At 68.7% G+C, this 23,239-nt stretch carries 21 protein-coding genes and 1 riboswitch; of the genes, 1 reads left to right on the top strand and 20 read right to left on the bottom strand.

Going from position 1 to position 23,239, the window contains the following annotated elements:
- Positions 1-2: 2 nt before the first annotated feature.
- From MK181_07325 to rpsO, 12 genes are all read right to left on the bottom strand, one after another.
- Positions 3-575, bottom strand: coding sequence for a CDP-alcohol phosphatidyltransferase family protein (locus MK181_07325; protein MCH2419610.1), 573 nt, complete (start codon positions 573-575; stop codon positions 3-5).
- Positions 572-1,825, bottom strand: coding sequence for a 30S ribosomal protein S12 methylthiotransferase RimO (gene rimO / locus MK181_07320; GenBank protein ID MCH2419609.1), 1,254 nt, complete (start codon positions 1,823-1,825; stop codon positions 572-574). Before rimO ends, MK181_07325 begins: the two co-directional genes overlap by 4 nt.
- A 44-nt stretch (positions 1,826-1,869) precedes the next feature.
- Positions 1,870-2,823 (bottom strand): sodium:calcium antiporter, encoded by a 954-nt coding sequence (locus tag MK181_07315; protein MCH2419608.1) that lies wholly within the window; start codon positions 2,821-2,823, stop codon positions 1,870-1,872.
- A gap of 31 nt (positions 2,824-2,854) precedes the next feature.
- The gene (locus MK181_07310; protein MCH2419607.1) at positions 2,855-5,305 is read right to left on the bottom strand and encodes a DNA translocase FtsK; all 2,451 of its coding nucleotides are present in this window, start codon (positions 5,303-5,305) and stop codon (positions 2,855-2,857) included.
- An 84-nt stretch (positions 5,306-5,389) separates the two neighbouring features.
- Positions 5,390-7,060 carry a ribonuclease J gene (locus MK181_07305; GenBank protein MCH2419606.1) on the bottom strand — a complete coding sequence of 557 codons (1,671 nt, stop codon included), beginning with the start codon at positions 7,058-7,060 and terminating at the stop codon, positions 5,390-5,392.
- 22 nt (positions 7,061-7,082) lie between these two features.
- Positions 7,083-7,970: a 4-hydroxy-tetrahydrodipicolinate synthase gene (gene dapA, locus MK181_07300; protein ID MCH2419605.1), complete on the bottom strand. Its 888-nt coding sequence runs from the start codon at positions 7,968-7,970 to the stop codon at positions 7,083-7,085.
- Between the two features lie 36 nt (positions 7,971-8,006).
- Entirely contained in the window at positions 8,007-8,657 is a 651-nt protein-coding gene (locus tag MK181_07295; protein MCH2419604.1) for a hypothetical protein, read from the bottom strand.
- A 5-nt stretch (positions 8,658-8,662) separates the two neighbouring features.
- Positions 8,663-9,382, bottom strand: a complete 720-nt coding sequence (locus tag MK181_07290) for an SURF1 family protein (GenBank protein ID MCH2419603.1) — start codon at positions 9,380-9,382, stop codon at positions 8,663-8,665.
- Between the two features lie 37 nt (positions 9,383-9,419).
- A complete protein-coding gene (gene dapB / locus MK181_07285) occupies positions 9,420-10,196 on the bottom strand; it encodes a 4-hydroxy-tetrahydrodipicolinate reductase (GenBank protein ID MCH2419602.1) in 777 nt (258 codons plus the stop codon).
- Positions 10,197-10,238: 42 nt separating this feature from the next.
- On the bottom strand, positions 10,239-11,420 hold the full coding sequence (locus MK181_07280) for an insulinase family protein (GenBank protein MCH2419601.1): 1,182 nt from the start codon (positions 11,418-11,420) through the stop codon (positions 10,239-10,241).
- 104 nt (positions 11,421-11,524) lie between these two features.
- The gene (locus MK181_07275; GenBank protein ID MCH2419600.1) at positions 11,525-13,960 is read right to left on the bottom strand and encodes a polyribonucleotide nucleotidyltransferase; all 2,436 of its coding nucleotides are present in this window, start codon (positions 13,958-13,960) and stop codon (positions 11,525-11,527) included.
- A 183-nt stretch (positions 13,961-14,143) separates the two neighbouring features.
- Positions 14,144-14,413: a 30S ribosomal protein S15 gene (rpsO, locus tag MK181_07270; protein ID MCH2419599.1), complete on the bottom strand. Its 270-nt coding sequence runs from the start codon at positions 14,411-14,413 to the stop codon at positions 14,144-14,146.
- A gap of 210 nt (positions 14,414-14,623) precedes the next feature.
- Here rpsO and MK181_07265 point away from each other — a divergent pair, with 210 nt between their 5' ends.
- The gene (locus MK181_07265) at positions 14,624-15,040 is read left to right on the top strand and encodes a VOC family protein (GenBank protein MCH2419598.1); all 417 of its coding nucleotides are present in this window, start codon (positions 14,624-14,626) and stop codon (positions 15,038-15,040) included.
- Positions 15,041-15,049: 9 nt separating this feature from the next.
- Here the strand turns inward: MK181_07265 and ribH are convergent, their stop codons facing one another.
- The 8 genes from ribH to infB form a co-directional block, all read right to left on the bottom strand.
- On the bottom strand, positions 15,050-15,520 hold the full coding sequence (gene ribH, locus MK181_07260; GenBank protein MCH2419597.1) for a 6,7-dimethyl-8-ribityllumazine synthase: 471 nt from the start codon (positions 15,518-15,520) through the stop codon (positions 15,050-15,052).
- Complete coding sequence (locus tag MK181_07255) at positions 15,517-16,743, bottom strand: bifunctional 3,4-dihydroxy-2-butanone-4-phosphate synthase/GTP cyclohydrolase II (GenBank protein ID MCH2419596.1); 1,227 nt, start codon at positions 16,741-16,743, stop codon at positions 15,517-15,519. The genes ribH and MK181_07255 overlap by 4 nt, the downstream gene beginning before the upstream one ends.
- Entirely contained in the window at positions 16,743-17,363 is a 621-nt protein-coding gene (locus MK181_07250; GenBank protein MCH2419595.1) for a riboflavin synthase, read from the bottom strand. Before MK181_07250 ends, MK181_07255 begins: the two co-directional genes overlap by 1 nt.
- 125 nt (positions 17,364-17,488) lie before the next feature.
- Positions 17,489-17,645, bottom strand: a riboswitch (FMN riboswitch).
- Between the two features lie 55 nt (positions 17,646-17,700).
- A complete protein-coding gene (locus MK181_07245; GenBank protein MCH2419594.1) occupies positions 17,701-18,435 on the bottom strand; it encodes a sulfite exporter TauE/SafE family protein in 735 nt (244 codons plus the stop codon).
- Positions 18,436-18,446: 11 nt separating this feature from the next.
- Entirely contained in the window at positions 18,447-19,412 is a 966-nt protein-coding gene (locus tag MK181_07240; protein ID MCH2419593.1) for a bifunctional riboflavin kinase/FAD synthetase, read from the bottom strand.
- Positions 19,413-19,454: 42 nt separating this feature from the next.
- The gene (gene truB, locus MK181_07235) at positions 19,455-20,348 is read right to left on the bottom strand and encodes a tRNA pseudouridine(55) synthase TruB (protein MCH2419592.1); all 894 of its coding nucleotides are present in this window, start codon (positions 20,346-20,348) and stop codon (positions 19,455-19,457) included.
- A 1-nt stretch (position 20,349) separates the two neighbouring features.
- Positions 20,350-20,739, bottom strand: a complete 390-nt coding sequence (rbfA, locus tag MK181_07230; protein ID MCH2419591.1) for a 30S ribosome-binding factor RbfA — start codon at positions 20,737-20,739, stop codon at positions 20,350-20,352.
- Positions 20,740-20,748: 9 nt separating this feature from the next.
- Positions 20,749-22,572, bottom strand: a complete 1,824-nt coding sequence (infB, locus tag MK181_07225; protein ID MCH2419590.1) for a translation initiation factor IF-2 — start codon at positions 22,570-22,572, stop codon at positions 20,749-20,751.
- Positions 22,573-23,239 lie beyond the last annotated feature (667 nt).

Below are 23,239 nucleotides of genomic sequence, written 5' to 3'. Positions count from 1 at the left end.
GGTCAGCCGGACCGCGACCCGGTGGGGCTGGTGGCCCTGCGCCCGTCCCGCAGGTACTGGGCGCCGGTCACCAGGGTGAAGGACACAGCCAGCCACAGGGCGACGTCGACCACCAGGTCGGCGTCCCGCATTGGTGGCATTACGGCGATCAGCAGCGCCGTGCCCTGGACGATGGTCTTCCACTTAGCTGACCGCCGGGCCGGTACGGCCAACCCCTGCCGGGCAAACCACAGGCGGTAAAGGGTGATAGCCAGTTCCCGGACGGCCAGCAGGACGACCGGCAGCCAGGCGTAGCGACCCACCATGGCCAGGCAGACGGCCACACCGATCACCACCACCTTGTCGGCCAACGGGTCTAGGAACGCCCCCCAGCGGCTGATCGTGCCCCGGCGGCGGGCCAGGATGCCGTCGAAGTAGTCGGTGGCGGCCAGCACTGAGCCGAGGGCGAACCCGGCCCATGTCGCGCCGTCACGGTCCTCGGCCCCCAGCACGAGGGCGAATAGGACTGGCGCCAGAACCAGGCGGGCCAGAGTTACCAGGTTGGCTGGAGAGACCACGGTCCGGAAGTGCCTCATGCCGCCACCAGGTCAGGTCCGAGCGCCCCGGTCACCGTGACGTCGGCGAACCGGCCGACCGGCAGGGCGGAGGGAACGATCACTATGCCGTCGATCTCCGGCGCCTCGCGGTGGGTGCGTCCCACTCCTGACTCGTCGACCAGCACGGTCACTGTGCGCCCGATGAGGGCATCCCGCCGGTTAGCCGTAATCCGATCCTGGATCTCGCCCAGCTCGTGGAGACGTTCGGCCATCAGGCCGGGAGCGACCTCGCCGTCCAGGGAGGCGGCGTGGGTCCCCTCCTCGCGGCTAAAGGCGAAGAACCCGCACCAGTCCAGGTTGGCAGCCTCCACGAAGGCCAGCAGGGCGTCGTGGTCCTCCTCGGTCTCGCCCGGGTAGCCGACGATGAAGTTGGAGCGCAGGGCGGCTTCGGGCTCGACGCTGCGGATGTGAGCGATGCGCTCCAGGAAGCGTTCGCTGTCGCCCCACCTCCGCATGCGGCGCATTAGCGGGGGCGATACGTGCTGAAGGGACAGGTCGAAGTACGGGACGCCGGTGGCACAGATGGTGGCCACCAGGCGGTCGGTCAGGTCCGACGGGTACAGGTACAGCAGGCGGACCCGGTCCACCAGGTCGGCCACCGCCTCGACCAGCGGCACGATGGCCCGCTCGCCCTCTCCCTGATCGCGGCCGTAGGAGGCGAGGTCCTGGGCTACCAGCACCACCTCACGGGCGTCCAGGGCGTCCACCTCATCCAGGATGGAGGCCGCCGTCCGGCTGCGTTGCGGACCACGGAAGGTGGGGATGGCGCAGAATCCACACGACCGGTCGCACCCCTCGGCGACCTTCACGTAAGCCCACGGGCGGGCCGCTGCCGGACGGGGCAGGTTCAACAGGTCGAAGGAGGGGAGCTCTGACGTCGGGGCATCGGGACGTCGCCCGAGGGTTACCGGCACCCCGAACCCAGCCACCCGGTCGACCTCAGGCAGGACGGAAGCCAGCTCGTCGCCGTACCGCTCGGCCATGCAGCCGGTGACCACCAGGCGAGCACCGTCCCGCTGCTGGTCGGCCAGGGCCAGCACGGTGTCGACCGACTCCTGGCGGGCATCTTCGATGAATGCGCAGGTGTTGACCACAATCAGGTCGGCGTCGGACGCCTGATCCACCGACGAGTGGCCGTCAGCGACCAGCACACCCTCGAGTTTGTCCGAGTCCACCTGGTTCTTCGGACAGCCCAGCGTGACGAGGTGGTAGGTGCCGGCTCCCATCATCGGTTCAGGCTACGGGCTCGACACCCGGCCGCCCGGCCCGGCGCTCAGGCCACGGCGGAGTTGGTGGCCAACCAGCCGAGGAGGCCGGCATAGGCGACGATCAGAAATGCTGCCTCACGCCGGTCGATCCGCCGGCCGGTCCTCATGAACCAGATGACTCCCCACGACACGGCAACCATGACGAGTAGTGGCTCATCTGGCAGTCCTGACACCTTGTCGTACGGAGTCGCACCGTTGGCGAGGAACACCGCCGCCCCGACCATGAGGCCGTTGAAGAGGTTGGAGCCCAGCAGGTTGCCAAGGATCAGCCCCGACTCGCCCCTTCGGGCGGCGGCTAGCGCCGTGACGAGTTCGGGCAGCGACGTACCCACCGCCACGAGGGCAAATCCCACGAAGCCCCCGGTCCAGCCCAGGTCGTCGGCAATCGAGGTTGCCGACCGGACCACCAGGTAGGCGAAGCCGACGGTCCCGACCAGCCCAACCACTGTCCGGATCCACGGACTCGCTCCCTCGGTGGTATCTGGTGGCGGTACGCCACCGAACCGATCGCCGAGCCAGAGGACGGCCCGCAGGGCAGCCAACGTAAGGATCAGCAGCATCACTCCCCACCAGGCCGACGGCTCCGCGAAGAAGAGCAGGGCGGCAAAGACCGTAACCCCGAATGCGGAGAGCGCCGCCTGGCGCTTGACCCCCGTCTCGATACGCACGCTTCCGAAAACCAGCGCCGGGATGGCCAGAACCAACGTCAAGTTGGCGACGTTCGAACCCACGATGTTGCCCACGGCCAACGCCGTGCCCTCGGCCCCCTCGGTCAGCGCCGCCAGGGTCGAGACGACCAGCTCGGGGGCGCTCGTACCGAACCCGATGATGAGGGCGCCGGTCACCACCGTCGAAACCCGCAACCGGGCGGCCACCTGCGCCGCCCCGACCACGAAGCGATCGGCGGCGATTGTCAGCCCGGCCACGCCGAGCGCAAGCAGCAGGATGTTGAGGACCACGACCCGACGCTACCGGCCGCCGACCGGTGGCCTAGAGGCCCTGTTCGGTGAGGTTCTCGAGCCCGTCGGCCACGATGAGAACCTCGCGGGCCTTGGAACCAGTCGACGGGCCCACCACCCCGGCCTCCTCCAGTAGGTCCATCAGCCGGCCCGCCCGGGCGAAGCCCACCCGCAGCTTGCGCTGCAGCATCGAGGTGGAGCCCAGCTGGCTGGACACCACCAGCCGCCGGGCCTCCTCGAACAGTTCGTCGTCGTCCGAGGTGCCGGCGGTGGCCGGTCGGGTCGAGTCCTCGGTGATGTCGGGCGCCGTCCCGACACTGGCGGTCTTGTCGACCGGACCGGTCGGATCGTGGGCCTCGACCTCGGCCTCATCGGCGTCAGCCGCCGTCCGGGCCTGAGCCGTCCAGAACTCCACGACCTGGCGGACCTCGTGCTCGTCCACCCACGCACCCTGGATGCGCTGGGCCACGCTGGAGCTCGGGCCGAGTAGAAGCATGTCGCCCCATCCCACCAGGCGTTCGGCGCCCTGCTGGTCGAGGATGACCCGGCTGTCGGCCAGGCTGGACACAGCGAAGGCCAGGCGGGCCGGGATGTTGGCCTTGATGACGCCGGTGATGACGTTGACCGACGGACGCTGGGTAGCCACCACCAAGTGGATGCCCACGGCCCTGGCCATCTGGGCCAGGCGGCAGATGGAGTCCTCCACGTCGCGGGCGGCCACCATCATGAGGTCGGAGAGCTCGTCGACCACCACGAGGATGAACGGCAGACGCTGGTACGAGACCGGCTCGCCGTCCTCCTCGGCCATGCCCAGCGGTGCCCGCAGGTCGCCCCGGTCGAACGCCGCGTTGTAACCGCTGATGTCACGGAACCCGCAGGTGGACAGGAGGTCGTAGCGGCGCTCCATCTCCCGGACGGCCCAGTGCAGGGCGTTGGCCGCCTTCTTGGGGTCGGTCACTGGAGCAGTTAGGAGGTGTGGCACACCCTCGTACTGGCCCATCTCGACCCGCTTGGGATCTACGAGGATCATCCGCACCTGGTCGGGTGTTGAGCGCATCAGGATCGAGGTGATGAACGAGTTGATGCACGATGACTTGCCAGCCCCCGTAGCCCCGGCGATCAGGAGATGGGGCATGGTGGCCAGGTTCAGCATCACCGAGCGTCCGCTGATGTCGCGGCCAATGGCCGCCTCTAGCGGATGCCGGGCCTTGGCCGCTTCGGGCGAGGCGAGGATGTCGCCCAGGGCCACCACCTCGCGGTCCTCGTTGGGGACCTCGATGCCGATGGCCTGCTGGCCGGGGATGGGGGCAAGGATCCGGACGTCGGCGGCGGCCAGGGCGTAGGCGATGTCCTTGTTGAGGCTGGTGACCCTGGAGACCTTGACCCCTTCGCCCAACTGGAGGGCGTAGCGGGTAACGGTCGGGCCTACGGTCATCTCGACCAAGCGGGTCTCGACCCCGTGGGCGGCTAACGCCTCCTGGAGGCGATGGCCTCGCTCCTCCACTGCCTTGGCGTCGACGTCGTGGGTCTCCTGGCGGGCCAGGTACTCCAGGGGCGGCAGGCGCCAGGGCGAGTCGGCCACCGCAGCCCCCAGCTCGATGGTGAGCTGTTCGCCGGCCTCCGGTGGCACCACCTTTGTCCGGCGCTTGCGCGACCGAGGCGGTGTCGGCGTGGCGGCCGGAGGCTCGGGGGGCGGCGTCACGGGTGCGGGGGCCGGCTCGGGGGTCGACACAGGGGCGTGGTCGCCTCCCGGTGGGGTGAGGAGGCCCTGGAGCCAGTTGCGCAGGCCCCGTAGGGCAGGCCGTAACCCTCCCGCGGCACCGCGAGCCGCGTGGCGGGCGGTGAAAGCCGCCCCCCGGGCCGCTCCTCGGGCTGCCTGCCGTGCCGTGGTCCGTGTGATCACGGCGGCGGCCACCAACCCGATACCGGACAGGATGAGCACGGCACCCCAGGTAGCCACGCCGGCCTCCAGGCCGCCGCCCACCGCTAGGCCGATCAGGCCTCCGGACTCGCCGAGCCCGTCGGCGCCGTCGTCCAGCCCGGGGCGGCCCCTGGTGATGTGCAGCAGGCCGGTCACACTCAGCACGGCCATTACCAGGCCCACTGGAAGGCGTTTGGAGATCTCGCCCAGCTCGCTGCGTTCCCGGAACATGGCCAGGCCGGTCGCCACCATGGCTACCGGCAGGACCACCCGTGTGGTCCCGACCGACCAGCCCAGGCCGGAGTCCACGACCCGACCGACGACACCGGCACGCTCGAGGTAGACCGAGAGGCCGGTCAGTAGGCCGCCGACGACCAGTAGGAGACCGAGGACCTCGTCTCCCCGACCGCCGAAGGCCGCCCGGGCCATGCGTCGCAGCAACGGGACGGAAGCCTCAACTTCCCGGCCGGCAGTGCTCGTCGAAGTGTCGCGTGACCGGTTTTTTCCCTTGCCATCAGCGGATTTTCCGGTCGGGCCGGGGCGCGCGAAACGGGAAGCCATCGGAATCGACGGTACCACCGGGGGGTGACGCCCCCGGGGCAGCCCAAGCACGGTCCGGGGGCGTGAAACGGCCCGATCCGAGGGTCAGCGGACCTCAACGGTGGGAACGAGGGCTGGACGGCGACCGGTCCGCCTGGAGACCAGGCGACCGGTGGCCCGGCGGGTCAGGCGCTCCAGTTCCCGGGGCTCACGCTGGCCGTCCCCGACGGCCGAGGCGACCGCCTCGGTCACCGCTTCGGCCACGTCGCGGTGCCAGGTGTCCCGGTCGTCTGGCTCCACCCAGCCCCGACTCTCGACCACCGGATTACCCACCAACCGACCCTTGCGACCGTCCACCACTACCCGGACGAACACGAATCCCTCGCCCGACATGGCCCGCCTCTCCTCGACCAGCGTCTCGGACACCTGGCGACCAGACTCGTCGACCATCACGTACTCGTCGGAAACCCGGCCGGCCCGGACCAGCCCCGCGTCGTTCAACGAGACCCGATCGCCGTCCGTGCAGCGCATCACCTGGCCCTCCGGCATCCCCCGCCCGAGGGCCAGGTCGTGGTGGGCGACCAGGTGGGCGTACTCCCCGTGCACCGGGATGAACAGGTCCGGGTCGGCAGCCTCGTGGAGTGCCAACAGCTCGTCGGCCTTGCCGTGCCCGGTGGTGTGCACGCCCAGCTGGCCGCTGTGCACCAGCTGGACACCCCGGCGGGCCAGTGCGTTGTGGAGGCGGGACACGGCGGCCTCGTTACCGGGAATGGGATGCGAGGAGAAGACCACGGTGTCCTGGTCGCCCACGTTAAGGAATCGGTGGCTGCCGTCGGCCATGCGCTTCAGGGCGGCCCGGGGCTCACCCTGTGAGCCGGTGCACACCACGCACGTGGTGGCCGGATCCAGGTCCTCCAACTGCTCATCGGTGGCCAGCATCCGGTCCGAGATCCGCAACAGGCCAAGCTCCCGGGCCAAGGTGACGTTGCGCACCATCGACGGGCCCAACACCACCACCGTCCGCCCCGTTTCTGCCGCCGCGTCAACCACCTGCTGGATCCGGTGGATGTGACTGGAAAAGGCTCCAACGATGATCCGGCGACCCTCGTGGTCGGCGAAAACCTGACGTAGCACCGGACCGATCGTGGCCTCCGAGGTCGAGGAACCGGCAATCCCCGCGTTGGTCGAGTCGGCCAGCAGGAGGCGGATCCCGTCGCCGTCGGCCAGCTCCCTCAGGCGACCCAGGTCGGTCACCCGACCGTCGATGGGGGTCGGGTCCAACTTGAAATCGCTGGAATGGAGGATGCGGCCCTGCGACGTCCCAAAGACGGTCATCAGGCCACTCGGCGTGGAGTGCGTGACGGGCAGGAACTCGCAGTCGAACGGGCCGATGGGCAGGCGGGCATGGTCTCCCAGTTCCACCAGGTCGGGCAGGGGCAGGCCGGCCGACTTCAGCTTGCCCCGCACCATTCCCAGCGTGAACGGCGCGCCATAGATCGGCATCGAGACACCCTCGCCTGCCAAGGACCGCAGCAGGTAGGGAAGTCCTCCGATGTGGTCCTCGTGGGCGTGAGTGACCACACAGCCCTCGATCCGGTCGGCCCGCTCCAGCAGCCAGGTGAAGTCTGGGAGCACCGCGTCGACCCCGGGAAGATCGTCGGGGAACAACTGCCCGCAGTCCAGCAACACGATGCGTCCCTCGGACTCCAGGGCAGCACAGTTACGACCGATCTCGCCCAGCCCGCCGAGAAACGTTAGGTGTACGGGAGGGGCCATGGAAGGTGAGGTCCGGCTGCGGTCAGCCGCGGCCGAGCCCGACAAGGATCCGTCGGGCCAGGTCCTGAAGTTCGTCGGGCTCTGGCCCCATGGGTGCGCGGCAGTCGCCTCCGGGCAGGCCCAGCACCTTCATCATGGCCTTGGTGGGGATCGGGTTGGGATTGAGGTCGCCCGACTCGAACTCCCAGGAGGGGATCAGGCGCTGGTTGGCCGCCGTAGCGCCCGCCACGTCGCCGGAGAAGAAGGCGTCCACCATGGCCACCGTCTCCGGGGTCGCCCAGTGAGACGCCACGCTAACCACGCCGACCGCCCCCACAGCCAGCAGCGACAAGGTCAGGGCGTCCTCTCCGCTGTAGACCTCGAAACCTTCGGGGACGGCGGCCACCAAGCGGGCCGTCTCGCTCACGTCGCCCGCCGCATCCTTCACGGCCACCACATTCTGGACCTCGTCGGCCAGGCGGAGGATGGTGGCCGTGTCGATCTTGCGACCCGACCGGATCGGGATGTCGTAGAGCATCACCGGCAGCGTGGTGGTCTCGGCTACTGCCCGGAAGTGGTGGAACAGCCCGAGCTGCGACGGACGGTTGTAGTACGGGGTGACAGTGAGGATGGCGTCGGCCCCAGCGGCCGTGCACCGCTCGGTCAGCTCTACGGCAGCAGCCGTGTCGTTGCTTCCAGCACCGGCGATGACGTGACAATCCACAGCACCGACCACCGCTTCCACCAGGGCGATCTGCTCGTCGTGGGTCAGGGTCGGCGACTCGCCGGTCGTCCCGGCCAGCACCAGACCGTCGTTGCCCTGCTCCACCAGCCAGCGGGCCAACTCCACCGCCCCGTCCAGATCCAACGACCCGTTGGCGGCAAACGGAGTGATCATGGCGGTGATCACCCGACCGAACCTCGGCTCCATCTCCGCTTCCTCCTCGTCTCGGACGCCCAATCCGGCTCAGCCGGCGGCGTGCTCCCTTGCCCGCTCGATCCCCAGGGTGGCCAGCAGGTTTTCGTGCAACTCGAACCACACCGTGTGGTACGAGTCGATCATCGGCCGGGTGAACCAATCCAGGTCCCCGGACCTCACCCGGTCCAATGCCCTGGCTAGCCGGTCGCCGTAGTCCCCGAAGCGGCCCAGGACCCCGGCCAGCGTCGCACACACCGGCTGCACGGCAGCATCAGTTTCACCCAGACGGTCGATCACCATCCCGTCGTAGACCAGGTCGGTGTGGTCGTTGACCACTGGTTCGGCGCCCGGATCCTCGGGATTGGGACACATCTGCCAGTCGGTGCAGAGGCTCAGGAAGGCCTGGTTGACGTCCAGGAAGCGTCGGTAGGCGGCGTCTACCTCGTCCCGGAGCCCAGTGCCGTCCAACTCGGCGGCCACCAACTCCTCGCCGTGGGTCCGGCCGTCAGAGGTCAGCATCCAGCCCGACACGCGTCCGTCGCGGTAGCGGGCCAGGCCGGCGGCCTCTAGGTCGGCCAGGTGGGCCCCGACGGCGTCAATCTCCAGCCCTGTGGCGACAGCTACGTCCGCTGAGTCAGCGAAGCCCCGGACGCGCAAGTCGTGAACGACGAGGAGCTCGGCCGGGCTGGCGTAGGACATGTTGCTCACGCTACCCCCGGGTCCCGGCGGGCCAGCCGGTAGAGGACCAGGGGATAGCCGCCCAAGCCGATGAGGGTGAATACAAACCACTGGACGGCGTAGGAGAGGTGGGGCCCGTCGCCCAAGTCCTCCGCCGGCGTGGAGGCCGGCCAACCCGCCGACCCGTTGGCGGCAGCCCGGATCCACATCGACGCCACGGGGATTCCCCACCGGTCCGACAAAGCCTCCAGGTCGATGCGGTCCACCTCGGATCCGTGGCCCCGCTCGCCTATCCGGCCGACCTCCAGGCTGCCTACCACCTCGACCTCTCCTCTGGCAGGCGCCCAGGCCGACCGGTCCCCCTTCAGGTAGTGGACCCGGGGGACAAACCCCCGGTCGACGGCCACCCCCACGCTGGGACGGGCGCCCTCGATCCGCAGCAGGGTCACCACGTGGACCCCGGGGACCCCGTCTCGGGAGCGGTTGGCCAGATAGACCTCCGAAGCGACGTCCCACGTGCCGGACACCGTGACCCGCACATGGCGGAGGTCCTCCGGCGGTCTGCCCTCCGTCAGGGCCCCGAACGCCGTGGCCAAGGCCACCACGGGCTCGTCGGCCCGGGCAACCACCCTGGCGTTGTAGTCCTGTCGTGCATCCAGGCGACGGAGTTGCCAGAAGCCCAGGTTGGTGGTGGCCACTAGCAGGGCGGCTACCAGCACGTGCGAGGCGATCCATGCCGGCCTCAAGAAACGCCGGGTACCGGAATCCACGGTAGGAACCGGGTTAGAGGCCGAGCAGCGCGTCGAGGCCCACGGTCACGCCGGGCACCTCGGCGATCCGGCCTATGGCCAGCACCACCCCGGGCATGAACGAACTGCGGTCGGTGGTGTCGTGCCGGATGGTCAGGGTCTGGCCGGTAGTCCCCAGGATGACCTCCTGGTCGGCCACGGCGCCCCTCATGCGCAGCGAATGGATGCGGATGTCCGCCGGTCCTACCCCACCCCGGGCCCCGGCCACCGCCTCCCGGGTGGTCGGATCGGGTGCCCAGTCCGAGGAGGCGGCCGCCATGCGTTCGGCGGTGGCCGTCGCAGTGCCCGACGGGGCGTCGACCTTGCCGTCGTGATGGACCTCCACGATCTCGGCCGTCTCGAACCACGGCGCTGCCATCTCGGCGAAGCGCATCATGAGAACGGCACCGATGGCGAAGTTGGGAGCCACCAGGCAGTTGCTGGACGTGAAGGCAGCCCGAAGGTTGTCCAGGTCGTCGTCACCCAGGCCACTGGTGCCGACGACGACGTGTACCCCGGCCGCGGCCAGGACCGGCAGGTTGGTCCGGCTGGCCTCGGCCACCGTGAAGTCCACGACCACGTCGACACCGGCGTTGAGCAGGTCCCCTACGTCGGCCACCAAGGTCACTCCGGAGACCTCCGACCCGGGAGCCGACGGGTCGGCTGCGGCGGCCAGGACCATCCCCTCGGCGGCCGTGACCGCTCCGGCCACCATACGGCCCATGCGGCCGGCGGCCCCAAGCACACCGACACGGATCGGATCTCCGGACATGGGGTGAGGCTAGCGGTCACCGTCGCGGCGGCCCGGCTGGGTTCAGGCGGTCGGTCCCACCAGGGCCACGACCGCCTCGGGAGACAGCACCTCGTTCAGCACGGCGTTGACATCGTCCAGAGTGACGGCCCGCAGGGTGTCGACGTACTCGTCTAAGGGGACCACGCGGCCTAGGAGGCTCTGGCTGGTGCCCAGCCGGGACATCCGGCTCCCGGAGTCTTCCAGGCCCAGCAGAATTGACCCCTCAAACCCGTCGCGGGCGATGTCCATCTCCTCGGCTGTGATCCCATGGGCGGCCACCTCGGCCACCTGGTCGGCCACTACCCGCTGGAGTTCATCGGCTCGCTCGGGGGCCGTACCGGCGTAAACCGACACCACGCCGGCGTCCTCGTAACCGGCCGGCGAGGCGAAGACGTTGTAGGCCAACCCCTTCTCCTCGCGCACAGTCTGAAAGAGACGGCTGGACAGCCCCCCGCCCAATACGTGGATCCCAAGGGCCAGGGCGTGGCGTCGACGGTCGTCGCGTCGCAGGCCGCGCCATCCCCAGGCCACGTGGGCTGCCTCGGTGGGTCGGGTGATCCGTCGGGCCTCAACCGGTTCCTCCGACGGTCCGGCACGGACAGGCGTCATACCGTCCGTTCGGGAGGCGAAGGCCTCGCCCACCTGCTCCACTAGGGCGTGGTGGTCGACGGCCCCAGCCGCAGCCACCACGAGGTTGGGCGCCCGATACCAGTGGTCGTGGAACTCGACCAGGTCGTGGCGGGCGATGGTGGCCACCGAGTCCTCGGACCCCAGCACCTCGCGGCCCAACGGGTGGCCGGGGAACAGTGCCTCGTAGAGGAGCTCGAACACCACGTCGTCAGGATCGTCGGCCTGGAGGTGGAGTTCCTCCAGGATGACCTGCCGCTCAGTCTCGACGTCGGCGGCCCGCAAGGCAGGCTCGCCGATGACGTCGGCTAGCAGAGCGGTGGCCAACTCCTGGTCACCTGCCGGGACTCGGGCGTAGTACGCCGTGTACTCCTTGGACGTGAAGGCATTCATCTCGCCGCCCGTGGCGTCCACCATCTCGGCGATGGCCCGGGCCGTCCGCCGGTCGGTTCCCTTGAACAACAGGTGCTCAAGGAAGTGCGAGGCGCCGGACACCGCCGGATCCTCGTCCCGACCTCCGACGCCCACCCATACGCCGACCGAGACCGAGCGGGCATCCGGCATCCGTTCGGACACCACGCTCGGTCCTGCAGTCGGCCCGTGTTCGGGCAGGCTCAACTCGACCACCGATTCGGTGGCCGCAGGGGCGCCGTGTCGGCGGCCCCGGTCAGCGGGAGTGCTCAGCGACCCCGCCGACGGCGACCACCGCCACCGCCACCGCCACCGCGACCGCGACCAGCGGGAACGGCCACCCCTAGGTCCCCGTGGACCGCTTCGAGCTCGTTCTTGAAGGCGTCCTCGAAGCTGGCCTCGATGGGACCGTCGTCGATTACGTCGTCATCATCCGAATCGTCGACCACCTCGTCGGCTACGTCGTCGACCTCAGGAACGTCGTCGTCCGGAGCCTCTTCCGCCTTCTTCGGGGCCTTGGCAGCCGGCTTGGATGGTGCATCGCCGGCCGGCTTCAGGGAGATCTTGCCGTTCGGGTCGACGTCTTCGACCACGACCGTCAACGGCTGGCCCAGTTCCAGCACGTCTTCCACCTTGTCGATGCGCTTGCCGCCACCGAGCTTGGAGATGTGGACCAGTCCATCACGGCCGGGAAGGATGCTGACGAAGGCACCGAACTTGGTGATGTTCACCACCCGGCCTTCGTAGACAGCACCCACCTCGGCGGTGGGCGGATCCACAATCAGCATGACCTGGCGCTTGGCCTCGGCGACCTTGTCGCGGTCCGGCGAGGCGATAGACACGATGCCCACCATGCCGTCGTCGTCGACACTGATGTCGGCTCCGGTCTCGGCCTGGATGGTGTTGATCATCTTGCCCTTCGGACCGATGACCTCACCGATCTTCTCCACCGGGATCTCGAACGCCTCGATCTTCGGCGCGTTCTCGCCGACGTCGTCGCGCGGTCCGGGAATCGCCTCAGCCATGACTCCAAGGATCGCCAGTCGGGCTTCCTTGGCCTGGTTCAGGGCGTTGGCCAGGACGTCGGCGGGAATGCCGTCGATCTTGGTATCCAACTGGAGTGCGGTGACGAACTCCGCCGTACCGGCCACCTTGAAGTCCATGTCACCGAAGGCGTCCTCCGCACCGAGGATGTCGGTGAGGGTGACGTACTCGCCGTCCTTGAAGATGAGGCCCATGGCGATGCCGGCCACCGGGGCCTTGATCGGCACACCGGCGTCCATCATCGAAAGGCTGGAGGAGCACACCGAACCCATGGAACTCGAGCCGTTGGACGCAAGGACCTCCGACACCAGGCGCAGGGTGTAGGGGAACTCCTCGAAGCTCGGGATGATCGGGAACAGGGCCCGCTCTGCGAGCGCACCGTGGCCGATCTCACGACGCTTCGGACCCCGCATGAAGCCTGTCTCACCGGTCGAGAAGGGCGGGAAGTTGTAGTGGTGCATGAACCGCTTGCGGTCGACCGGGTCGATGCCGTCGATCATCTGGTCCATGCGCCCAGTACCCAGGGTGGTGAAGTTCAGCACCTGGGTCTCGCCCCTCTGGAAGAGGCCCGAACCGTGCGCCGTGGGGATGACCGCCACCTCCGACGACACAGGCCTGAGGTCGCCCGTGCCACGCCCGTCGATGCGGACGCCCTCGGTGACGATGCGGGATCGCACGGCCTCCTTGGTGACCGCACGGATGGCACCGGCGATGTGGCGATCGGCATTGTCCACGTCAGCAAACTGCGGAAGCAGCTCGTCGAGGAGCTCGGCCTTGAGTGCCGACTCGGCGGCACCACGCTCGGCCTTGTCGGCAATGGTCTGGGTCTCGGCGATGCGCTCGGCGCTGGCAGCCTCGACCGCAGCGAGCACCTCGGGGGTGTAGTCGCTCGTGACCTCGTAGGCCATGATCTCCGGCGCTCCCACGGCGGCCACGAGCTCCTTCTGGAGCTCGATGACCTCGCGGATGAACTGCTTGGAGAACTCCAGGCCGTCGGCCAGAACAGCCTCGTCGACCTTCGGGGCACCGGCCTCGTAGACGTCGCAGGTGGCCTCGGTGCCACCAGCCTCGACCATCATCACCGCGACGTCGCCGTCGTCCAGCAGACGACCGGCCACGACCATCTCGAAGGCCGACTCGCTGCCCTCCTCGTAGGTGGGATGCGGAATCCACTCGCCGGCCGCGGTCCAGGCGATGCGCACCGCACCGACCGGGCCGTCGAACGGGATGCCGGACAGCATCAGGGCCGCCGAGGCGCCGTTCAGGGCCAGCACGTCGTGGGGGTTCTCCATGTCGGCACCAACGACGGTGCCCACGATGTGGACCTCGTTACGAAAGCCGTCCGGGAACATTGGCCGTAGCGGACGATCGATGAGGCGACAGGTCAGGATCGCCGATTCCGGCGCCCTACCTTCACGACGGAAGAACGAGCCGGGGATCTTGCCGGCGGCGTACATCCGCTCCTCGATGTCGACCGTGAGTGGGAAGAAGTCCGCACCCGGTCGGGGGGACTTCGCTCCGGTGGCGGTCACCAGGACCGTGGAACGGCCGATCTGAGCCAGGACGGCTCCGCCGGCGAGACCGGCCATACGACCTGTCTCGAACGACATTGTCTTGTCGGTCCCGCTGAATGTGCAGGAAACCGTGGTTGCTTCAGTCATGCTTCTCTCTTCTCGTAGCCCGCCCGAAACGACTTCGGACGGTTCGACGGCCGCGATCTGCGGCATGTTGGGGATGTGGACGCGTGTCGTCCGTCCCCACTCATCGTTCTGGTTGTCGGTCCCGGTGGTCCGGTCCCCGACGCGACCCGGCCGACCCACAGGTCACCCGGAATCAGATTCGACCTATCGGCGAAGACCCAACTTGGCGATGATCGCCCGGTAACGCTCGACGTCGTTTTTCTTGACGTAGTCGAGTAGCCGCCGGCGGCGACCCACCACCATCAACAACCCGCGCCGACTGTGATGGTCCTTCTTGTGGACCTTCAGGTGGTCGGTGAGGTGGTTGATGCGGTCGCTCAGGAGTGCGATCTGCACCTCGGGAGAACCGGTGTCACTCTCGTGCAGCCGGTTGGACTCGATGGTGTCGCCCTTGGGGGGCAGGTTGGTCGGCATCGGAACCTCGGGTATCGGACCCAGCCTCGTGGTGCGCTGTGCGCCACCGGAAGCCATTCGGAGGGCCGGAGGTCTTCGATTCCGACCCTGAACGACCCGGTCGGGTCGTCCTCGGAGGCAAAGGGTACCAGCGGCGCCGTTACGGACCACCCCGGATGAATGCTGACAACCGGCCGCCCTCCGGGTCCCCAGCCATCGTATTGTCGCCCTATGGCCACCCGCCTCACCCACCTGGCGCTCCCCTGCCGTGACCTGGACGCCACCATTGCCTGGTACGAGGACCACACAGCGATGCGGACCTTCCACCGTCGAGTCGACGTGGACGGCGAGGTGGCGTGGCTAGCCGAGGAGGGGTCCGAGTTCGGCTTGGTGGTGGTGCAATCGTTCGAGGCCCGGGACTTAGGTGAACCCCAGACCATCCTGTCGCCGTTCGCACACCTGGGATTCGACGTGGACGGCCCAGCAGAGGTGGAGGCCATGGCCGAGCGGGGTCGGGCTGAGGGCTGCCTGCACTGGGAGGCCGAGCAACTACCCCCGCCCATCGGTTACCTATGCGCCCTCACCGATCCCGACGGGAACGTGGTGGAGTTCAGCTTCGGCCAGAGCCAGGAGGCCTTCGGCAGTTGAGTCGGCCGGTCAGTCAGCGCGGATGGCAGCCAGCAGGCGGACCATCTCGACCGCGGCATCGGCGCAGTCAGCGCCCTTATCGCCCCGCTCCTCGTCAGCCCGCTCCATGGCCTGCTCCACGGTGTCGGTGGTCAGCACCCCGAACACCACGGGTACGCCGGTGTCATGGCCGGCTCGCATAATCCCGGCCGCTGCCTCGCCGGCCACGTAGTCGAAGTGTGGGGTCTCGCCCCTGATGACCGCTCCCAGGCATACCACGGCGTCGTAGCGGCCCGACTCGGCCATAGCCCGGGCGGCCAACGGCACCTCGAACGCCCCGGCCACCCAAGCCAGGTCCACGTCGTCGTCGGCCACCCCGAGAGCCACCAGGCGATTCCGGGTGCCGGCGACCAAGCTGGACGATACGAAGTCGTTGAACCGGCCGGCCACCAAGCCGATCCGCAGGCCGGCGCCATCCAGGGGAGCGTCCAGTGCCCTCACGACGCTCCCCCCTCGGCTCCCGCCTCGTCAAGGATGTGGCCCATGCGGTCCCGCTTGGTCTCCAGGTACCGGACGTTCTCCGGGTTGGGCGAGGTGTCCAACGGAACCCGGTCAGTGATCTCCAGGCCATAGCCCTCCAGGCCGCCGTACTTGGCCGGGTTGTTGGTCATGAGCCGCATGCGGGTGATGCCGAGGTCGGACAGCATCTGGGCCCCCACGCCATACTCCCGCGAGTCCACCGGAAGCCCCTGCTGGAGGTTGGCGTCCACGGTGTCCAGCCCCTGGTCCTGAAGGCCGTAGGCCCGTAGCTTGTGGCCGATGCCGATACCCCGACCCTCATGCCCTCGTAGGTAGACCACCACACCAGCCCCCTCGACCCCGATCTGGGCCAGGGCGGCATCAAGTTGGGAACCACAGTCGCAGCGCAGGGATCCCAACAGGTCTCCGGTCAGGCACTCGGAGTGGACCCGGACCAGCGGGGCGTCGACCGAGCCCAGGTCGCCCAGCACATAGGCCACGTGCTCGTCCTCGTCCAGCAGGGACACGTAGGCGTGAGCGGTCCACTCGCCGTACTTCGTGGGGATACGGGCCGAACCGAAGTGCTCGACCAACTTCTCATGGCGTCGACGGTGGCGAATCAGGTCGGCGATGGTGATGAGTTGCAGCCCGTGCTCGGTGGCGAAAACCTCCAGGTCGGACAGTCGGGCCATGGTGCCGTCATCGTTGACGATCTCGCACAGCACCCCCACCGGCTGCCGGTCGGCCAAGGCACACAGGTCGACAGCAGCCTCGGTGTGTCCAGCACGCTTGAGCACGCCGCCCGCTCGGGCCCGTAGCGGGAAGATGTGCCCGGGACGGGCGAACTCCGCACGGCGCCGGTCCGGATTGGACAGGCCGACCACGGTGGCCGACCGGTCCGAAGCCGAGATCCCGGTTGAGGTGCCCTCCGCCAGATCCACCGACACCGTGAACGCCGTACGCATCGATTCGGTGTTCTCGACCACCATGAGCGGCAGGTCCAGTTCGTCGGCTCGCTCGTCGGACATGGGGGCGCAGATCACCCCGCTGGTGTGGCGGATCATGAACGCCATCTTCTCCGGCGTCATGGCGTCGGCGGCGATGATGAGGTCACCCTCGTTCTCCCGGTCCTCGTCATCCACCACGACCAGGAACTCGCCCCGGGCGTAGGCCTTGATGGCGTCTTCGATGCTGGATAGCGGCATCAACCGCTCCCTTCATTGGCAGGGATACGCCCGGCAGCCAGCAGGCCGGCCACGTAGTGGGCGAGGACATCGGCCTCGACATTGACCTGGTCGCCGGGAGCCCGGCGGCCGAACGTCGTGACCTGGAGGGTGTGGGGGATGAGGGCCACGTCGAACGTGTCGTTGTCGACGGCAGCCACGGTCAGGCTGGCCCCGTCCAGGGTGACCGAACCCTTCTCGACCACCTTGCCGGCCAACTCGTCGGGTAGGCGGAAGGACAGCCGACGGGAGCCGTCAGACAATTCCCGGACGGCCAACACCTCGGTGACCATGTCGACGTGGCCCTGGACCACGTGGCCGCCCAACCGTCCACCAGCGACCAGCGGCCGCTCCAGGTTGACTGGATCGCCGGGACTCAAGCCACCGACGGTGGTGCAGTTGAGCGTTTCGGGGACGGCGTCGACGGCAAACCAGCCGTCCGCCCACTCCACGACGGTGAGGCAACAGCCGTTCACGGCGATTGACGCGCCGAGGGTCACATCGTCGAGCACGGTGGTCGCCTCGACGACGACACGACGACCGGCGCCGACCTCGTCGACCGACCGGACGGCGCCGAGTTCCTCGACGATTCCCGTGAACATGTGTCCCGTTCTCTCCTGCGTATCCGATCCCCGGGAGGGGTCGCGGGAGCCGACGGGACCCGGCGTCGACCAACACGACCGACGGTGACCCGAAGGGTCAGCGGTCGCGAAGACGACTCCGCTTCCGACGTCCTCTCCCATCCGGACTCTGACCGTCGGCCCAGGACTCGCACCTGATCGGCCCCGGAAGGCGCCTCACGGCGACCTTTCGGGGTTCGCGGGCTGGTCGGATCGCTCCGATTCACCGCCGGTCGGGACTTTCACCCAACCCCGAGGACTGTGTTGTGCAGGTCAGCGTACCGGCGGTCCGGTCCTGGCCACCCAGCCGGGTCCGCCCTCAGTAGACGCCGAGGAGGCGTCCTGACATGGCCAGCACTGCCACCGCTATCACCGGACGGACCGCCCGAGCTCCCCCGACCACGGTAAAGCGGGCCCCGAGACCCCCGCCGGCGGCGAAGCCGGCGGCTAGGACGAGGGCCGGGGCCCAATCGACCAGGTCCCGGGCGACGAACACCGGGAGGGCGGTGACGGTGACCACCAGGATGACCACCACCTTGATGCCGTTGGCAAGCACTAGGTCCAGGCCGGACCGGGACAGGGCCAATACCAAGAGCAGGCCGATACCGGCCTGAAATGCCCCGCCGTAGCAACCCACGCCGAAGAACACGATTCCCGCCGTGGTCGGCGACCAGTGGCGAGTAGCCGCACCGATTCTCGGGGGGCGAAGCGACAGGACTAAGAGCGGGACCATCACCACCCCGAAGACCCGTTCGAAGGTCTCGGCAGCCAACTGGGAGACCAGCAGTGACCCGGTGAGTGACCCAGCGACCACAGGCACCAGCACCGGAAGCGCCCGGGACACGCCGGAGACCCTGAGCCGTCGGAAGGTAGCCATGGCACTTACGTTGGAGGCCAGGATCCCAACCCGGTTGGAGCCGTTGGCCACATCGCCCGGCACGCCGGTCAGCACCAGGAGCGGCACGGTTAGCAGCGACCCACCCCCGGCCATGGTGTTCACGCAACCTGCGAACAGGCCACCGACGACCAGCAGGACGACATCGAGAAGGTCCACGCGAGGTCCGGTCAGGCCAGGGCGACCCGGGTGTCCACCACGTCCCGATGAAGTTGTTCCACGAGCGCCTCGACGCCGTCAAAGGTGCGCTGGTCACGGAGCCGCCGCGTGAACCGAACCCGGGCCTCTTCGTCGTAGAGGTCAGGGCCGCCATCGTCCGGCCCGCCCACGTCGAGCAGGTGGGCCTCCAGAAGCACAGCACCGTCCTCGTAGAAGTGAGGTCGGGTCCCTAGCGATACGGCCGCTGGATGCACCGTGCCGTCGGGCCTCTCGTACCAGCCGGCGTACACGGCGTCCTCGGGAAGCAGAATCGAGGGATCGACACGGACGTTGGCTGTCGGGAACCCCAGTTCCCGGCCCCGACCGTCACCTGCGTCAACCACGCCCCGGACCTCGTAGGGGCGGCCCAGCATGGCATTGGCCCGCTTCAGGTCGCCCCGGGCCAGGGCCCGCCGGATGAAGGTGGACGAGACCTGCTCGTGGTCGCGAGCCGGGCTGCCGGTCAAGCCGATCAGGCCCAGGCCGAGGACCTCGAAGCCCATCCTGGAGCCCATGTCGCGCAGGAGCGCCACGTTGCCCAAGCGCTGGTGACCGAAGTGGAAGTCCTCCCCGACCACCACCAGCCTGGCTCCCAGGCACCCGACCAGTACGTCAGCCACGAACTCCTCGGCGGACTCCATGGCTCGCACCTCATCGAACGGCACCACCAGGGTCAGATCCACTCCCGTGATGGCCAGCTGTTCCAACTTCTGCTCGTTGTCAGTCAGCAAGAGCGGCGCCGACTCGGGCCGGACCACGGTGGCCGGATGCCGGTCGAAGGTGACAACCGCCGAGGCCAACTCCCTCTCTTTGGCCAGGCGGCGGACCTCGGCGACCACCTGTTGGTGGCCGACGTGCACGCCGTCGTAGGCGCCGATGGTCAGAGCGGTCCCCGGCGACGAGGGGTCGTGGGGGCTCAACTCCCGGCGGATCTCCACAACGGCGAGGCTAGCGAGCGGCTGTCGGTCCGTCGGAACCGTTCAGGAAACGGCGGGGGCCAGGACGACAGCCGGCTTGGCCCCACCCCGGTGGGGCTCGTACACGGCCAGCAGCGCCCCATCCGGTCCGTGGACCGGCCACGGGCCCACCTCGGTGGACCCCGGCTCCACGCCCAGGCGGTCGAGGTCCAACGGTCGGCCAAAGGAAACGTCAACGGCCGTGGCCTCGTCGACATGAACGCCACCCAGATCGCGCAGGGCCTCGGTCATGGGCAGCAGGATGGGGGTCTCGACTGGGCGGGCCTCAACCTCGGTGAACGACCCGATCGAGGTCCGACGGAGGTCGCGGAGATGGGCGCCACCGCCGAGGGCCGTCCCGAGATCTGCTGCAAGGGTGCGAATGTAAGTCCCCGAGGAGCAAGCCACCGCTATGTCGTAGGTGCCCTGCTTGTCGCCGGGTGCCACGTCGAAGCGGTGCACGGTCACCGTTCGGGGATTTCGTTCCACCTCACCGCCCTCCCGGGCGATCTCGTGGAGTCGCCGGCCACCGACCCTGACCGCCGACACCATGGGTGGAACCTGCTGGATGACGCCAACGAATGCCCGTGCTGCGGCCACTACCTGGTCCGGATCCACGGCCGACATGTCATGGACGGCGGTTACCTCGCCCGAGGCGTCCAGCGTCGATGTCTCGGTCCCCAGGATGACCCGGCCCGTGTACTCCTTGGGCAGAGCCGTCAGGAAGCGGAGCAGGCGGGTGGCCCGACCCACACCGAGGACCAGAACCCCTGTGGCGTCGGGGTCCAACGTCCCCGAGTGGCCTACCTTGCGGGTGCCTAGCACGCCCCGGGAGCGCGCCACCACGTCGTGACTGGTCCAGCCGGCCTCCTTGTCAATAACTACGACCCCGTCGGGTTCGGCCGGCCGGTCGGCCACCTCACTCCTCCTCGTCGAACGGGGCAAGCCCGCGAAGGATCTCCTCGATGCGGTCGGCCGAGCGGACCGTGTCGTCGACCACGAACGTCAACGGGGGGACGCGTCGAACCCGGGCCTGGGATCCGATGGCCCGTTGGAGCCGCGGCCGGTGCTCGGCTAAGGCCTCCAGAAGCCCGTGGTCGTCGACGTCAGATGTGACGTAGACCCGGGCCATGCTCAGGTCACGGTCGGTCTCCACACCGGCCACGGTGAGGAATCCCAAGCGGTCGTCGTCGATGCGCTCAACCTCGTCGGCCAAGATGCGCACCAGGAGCTCGTTGAGCCGATCGGTCCGGTCGTAGCCGCGGGTGGCCCCACCCGAGCGACGCCCCTGGGGTGCTCCCCGTCCCATGGCCGACCCCTAGGCGCGGGGAATCTCCCGTTCCTCGAATGTTTCGATGACGTCGCCCTGCTTGAGGTCCTGGTAGTCGGAGAGCCCGATACCGCACTCGAAGCCCGACTGGACCTCCCGTACGTCGTCCTTGAACCGGCGGAGCGAGCTGACCTCACCCTTCCAGATGATGGCGCCCTCCCGGAGGAAGCGCACCTTGGAGCCTCTGGTGATGGTGCCGTTGGTGACGTAGCAGCCGGCGATCTTTCCAACGCGGGGGACGGAGAAGATCTCCCGGACCTCGGCGTCGCCCGTCACGATCTCCTCGAACTCCGGGGCCAGCAGACCGAGCATGGCTGACTCAATGTCCTCGATCAGTTTGTAGATGATCTCGTAGGAGCGAATCTCCACGTTCTCGGCGTCGGCCATCTCGCGGGCCTTGCGCTCGGGCCGCACGTTGAAGCCGATGATGGTGGCATTCGACGTGGCAGCAAGCTGGATGTCGTTCTCGGTGATCCGACCCACCGCCCGGTGTACAAAGGCCAACTTCACGTCCTCGCGCTCAAGCTTGCGGAGGCTCTCGGTGACGGCCTCCAGCGAACCGTTCACGTCGGCCTTGACGATCAGGTTCAGGGTGGCCGCCTCGCCCTTCTGGATCTGCTCGAAGATGTCCTCCAGGCGGGCGCCGCCCGACAGGGCGTGGGCGTCCCGGCCGATGTTGGCCTGACGGCGCCAATGGCCCCGCTTGTCGGCCACCCGACCGGCGATCTTCTCGTTGGGGGCGACGACGAAGCCCTCGCCGGCGTCGGCCACGTCGGATAGGCCCAGTACCTGGACCGGCATAGATGGCCCGGCCTGCTTGACCTGATTTCCGTGGTCGTCGACCAGGGCCCGCACCCGCCCCCACGCCGCTCCGGCAACCAGTGGGTCACCGACCTTCAGGGTGCCGCGCTGGACCAGCACGGTGGCCACCGGTCCCCGCCCGACGTCCAGGAAGGACTCCAGGACCACGCCCTGGGACCGCCCCTCCGGGTCGGCCCGGAGGTCCTCGAGCTCCGCTAACACGTTCAGGTTGTCCAAAAGGTCGTCGATCCCAAGGTTCTGGAGGGCAGACACCTCGACGGTGATGATGTCCCCGCCCCAGGACTCCGGAACAAGGTCGTGCTCGGCCAGTTGGCCAAGGACCTTCTGGGGATCAGCGTTCTCCCGGTCGATCTTGTTGACGGCCACGACGATCGGCACTTCCGCCGCCCGAGCATGGTCGAGGGCCTCCACGGTCTGGGGCATCACGCCGTCGTCGGCGGCCACCACCAAGACGACGATGTCGGTGGACTCGGCGCCGCGGGCCCGCATGGCGGTAAACGCCTCGTGGCCCGGGGTGTCGATGAAGGTCAGCAGTCGACCATCGCGTTCGGCCTGGTAGGCGCCGATGTGCTGGGTGATTCCACCGGCCTCGTCGTCGACGACGTTGGCGTTTCGAATCTGGTCGAGCAACTTGGTCTTGCCGTGATCAACGTGTCCCATGACGGTAACGACTGGTGGGCGGACCGGAGCGTCGTCGTCGTCGTCGTCGTCCACGACGTCGAGCAGCTTGAGCAGCTCAACCTCCTGCTCCTCGCCAGGGTCAACCATGCGGATCTCGACACCCAGGTCGGCCGCGAACAGCTCGATCATGTCGTCGGACAGGGACTGGGTGGCCGTGACCATCTCTCCCTGCTGCATGAGGAAGCGGACGACGTCGGCCGCCGTGCGGTTCAGTCTTGGACCGAGGTCCTGAGCGGTACAGGCACGTTCGACCACAACCTCGCCCTCGGGCACGGCGGTGTCATCCGGCGTGTAGGCCGGCAGGTCCATCGGCTGGAGTTCCTCACGGCGACGCCGACGACGTCCTTTTCGGCGTGGTGGACGGCGACCGCCGCCAGGTCCACCGCCGGGGCGACCACCGGGTGGGCCACCGGGACGACCACCGGGTGGGCCACCGGGACCACCACCGGGTCGGCCTCCACCGGGACCACCACCGGGTCGGCCTCCACCGGGGCCTCCGCCGGCGCCGGGAACCGACTCCCGCGGTCCCCCACCCATCGGTGGGCGACGGCCAACTGGGGGCGGACCGGTACGACGACCCGGATGACCACCGGGTGGCGGCCCGCTCGGTCGCGAGACGGTGCCTGGCGGTGGCGGAATCGGCCTGCCGGACGCCGAGACCGGTGGCCCGGGTGGCGGCGGAATCGGCTTGCCGGATGTTGAAAGGGGCGGCGTGGCACCGGGCGGCGGTACACGGGGAGCCCCGTGTACCTTGGCGGCCAGATCGGGAACGGTCGGACCGTCGTCGTGAGCGACGGGGGTCGGCTCTGGGCTCTGGTCAGACGCCGGCTCGGGGATGGTCTCGGTTTCGTGGGCCTTCCTGGGGGGCGCCGACGAGCCGCTGGACGAGATCACCCGACGCAGGGACTCGGGCTCAGGCTCCGGCTCCGGCTCCGGCTCCGGCTCCGGCTCCGGCTCCGGCTCCGGCTCCGGCTCC

The sequence above is a fragment of the Acidimicrobiales bacterium genome (assembly GCA_022452035.1).
In the GTDB taxonomy this organism is placed as follows: Bacteria; Actinomycetota; Acidimicrobiia; order Acidimicrobiales; family MedAcidi-G1; genus UBA9410.
The sequence above is the reverse complement of the archived record's forward strand: the minus strand, read 5'-3'. Positions and strand labels throughout refer to the sequence as shown.

Bases quoted from the DNA above. Each gene is read 5' to 3' on its own strand.
- dapB (MCH2419602.1), bottom strand. From the start codon at position 10,196: ATGTCCGGAGATCCGATCCGTGTCGGTGTGCTTGGGGCCGCCGGCCGC.
- rbfA (MCH2419591.1), bottom strand. From the start codon at position 20,739: ATGGGACGGGGAGCACCCCAGGGGCGTCGCTCGGGTGGGGCCACCCGC.
- rpsO (MCH2419599.1), bottom strand. From the start codon at position 14,413: ATGCCGACCAACCTGCCCCCCAAGGGCGACACCATCGAGTCCAACCGG.
- MK181_07255 (MCH2419596.1), bottom strand. From the start codon at position 16,743: ATGCCGCTATCCAGCATCGAAGACGCCATCAAGGCCTACGCCCGGGGC.
- MK181_07325 (MCH2419610.1), bottom strand. From the start codon at position 575: ATGAGGCACTTCCGGACCGTGGTCTCTCCAGCCAACCTGGTAACTCTG.
- MK181_07265 (MCH2419598.1), top strand. From the start codon at position 14,624: ATGGCCACCCGCCTCACCCACCTGGCGCTCCCCTGCCGTGACCTGGAC.
- dapA (MCH2419605.1), bottom strand. From the start codon at position 7,970: ATGGAGCCGAGGTTCGGTCGGGTGATCACCGCCATGATCACTCCGTTT.
- infB (MCH2419590.1), bottom strand. From the start codon at position 22,572: ATGGACCTGCCGGCCTACACGCCGGATGACACCGCCGTGCCCGAGGGC.
- MK181_07305 (MCH2419606.1), bottom strand. From the start codon at position 7,060: ATGGCCCCTCCCGTACACCTAACGTTTCTCGGCGGGCTGGGCGAGATC.
- rimO (MCH2419609.1), bottom strand. From the start codon at position 1,825: ATGATGGGAGCCGGCACCTACCACCTCGTCACGCTGGGCTGTCCGAAG.
- MK181_07295 (MCH2419604.1), bottom strand. From the start codon at position 8,657: ATGTCCTACGCCAGCCCGGCCGAGCTCCTCGTCGTTCACGACTTGCGC.
- MK181_07275 (MCH2419600.1), bottom strand. From the start codon at position 13,960: ATGACTGAAGCAACCACGGTTTCCTGCACATTCAGCGGGACCGACAAG.
- MK181_07310 (MCH2419607.1), bottom strand. From the start codon at position 5,305: ATGGCTTCCCGTTTCGCGCGCCCCGGCCCGACCGGAAAATCCGCTGAT.
- MK181_07250 (MCH2419595.1), bottom strand. From the start codon at position 17,363: ATGTTCACGGGAATCGTCGAGGAACTCGGCGCCGTCCGGTCGGTCGAC.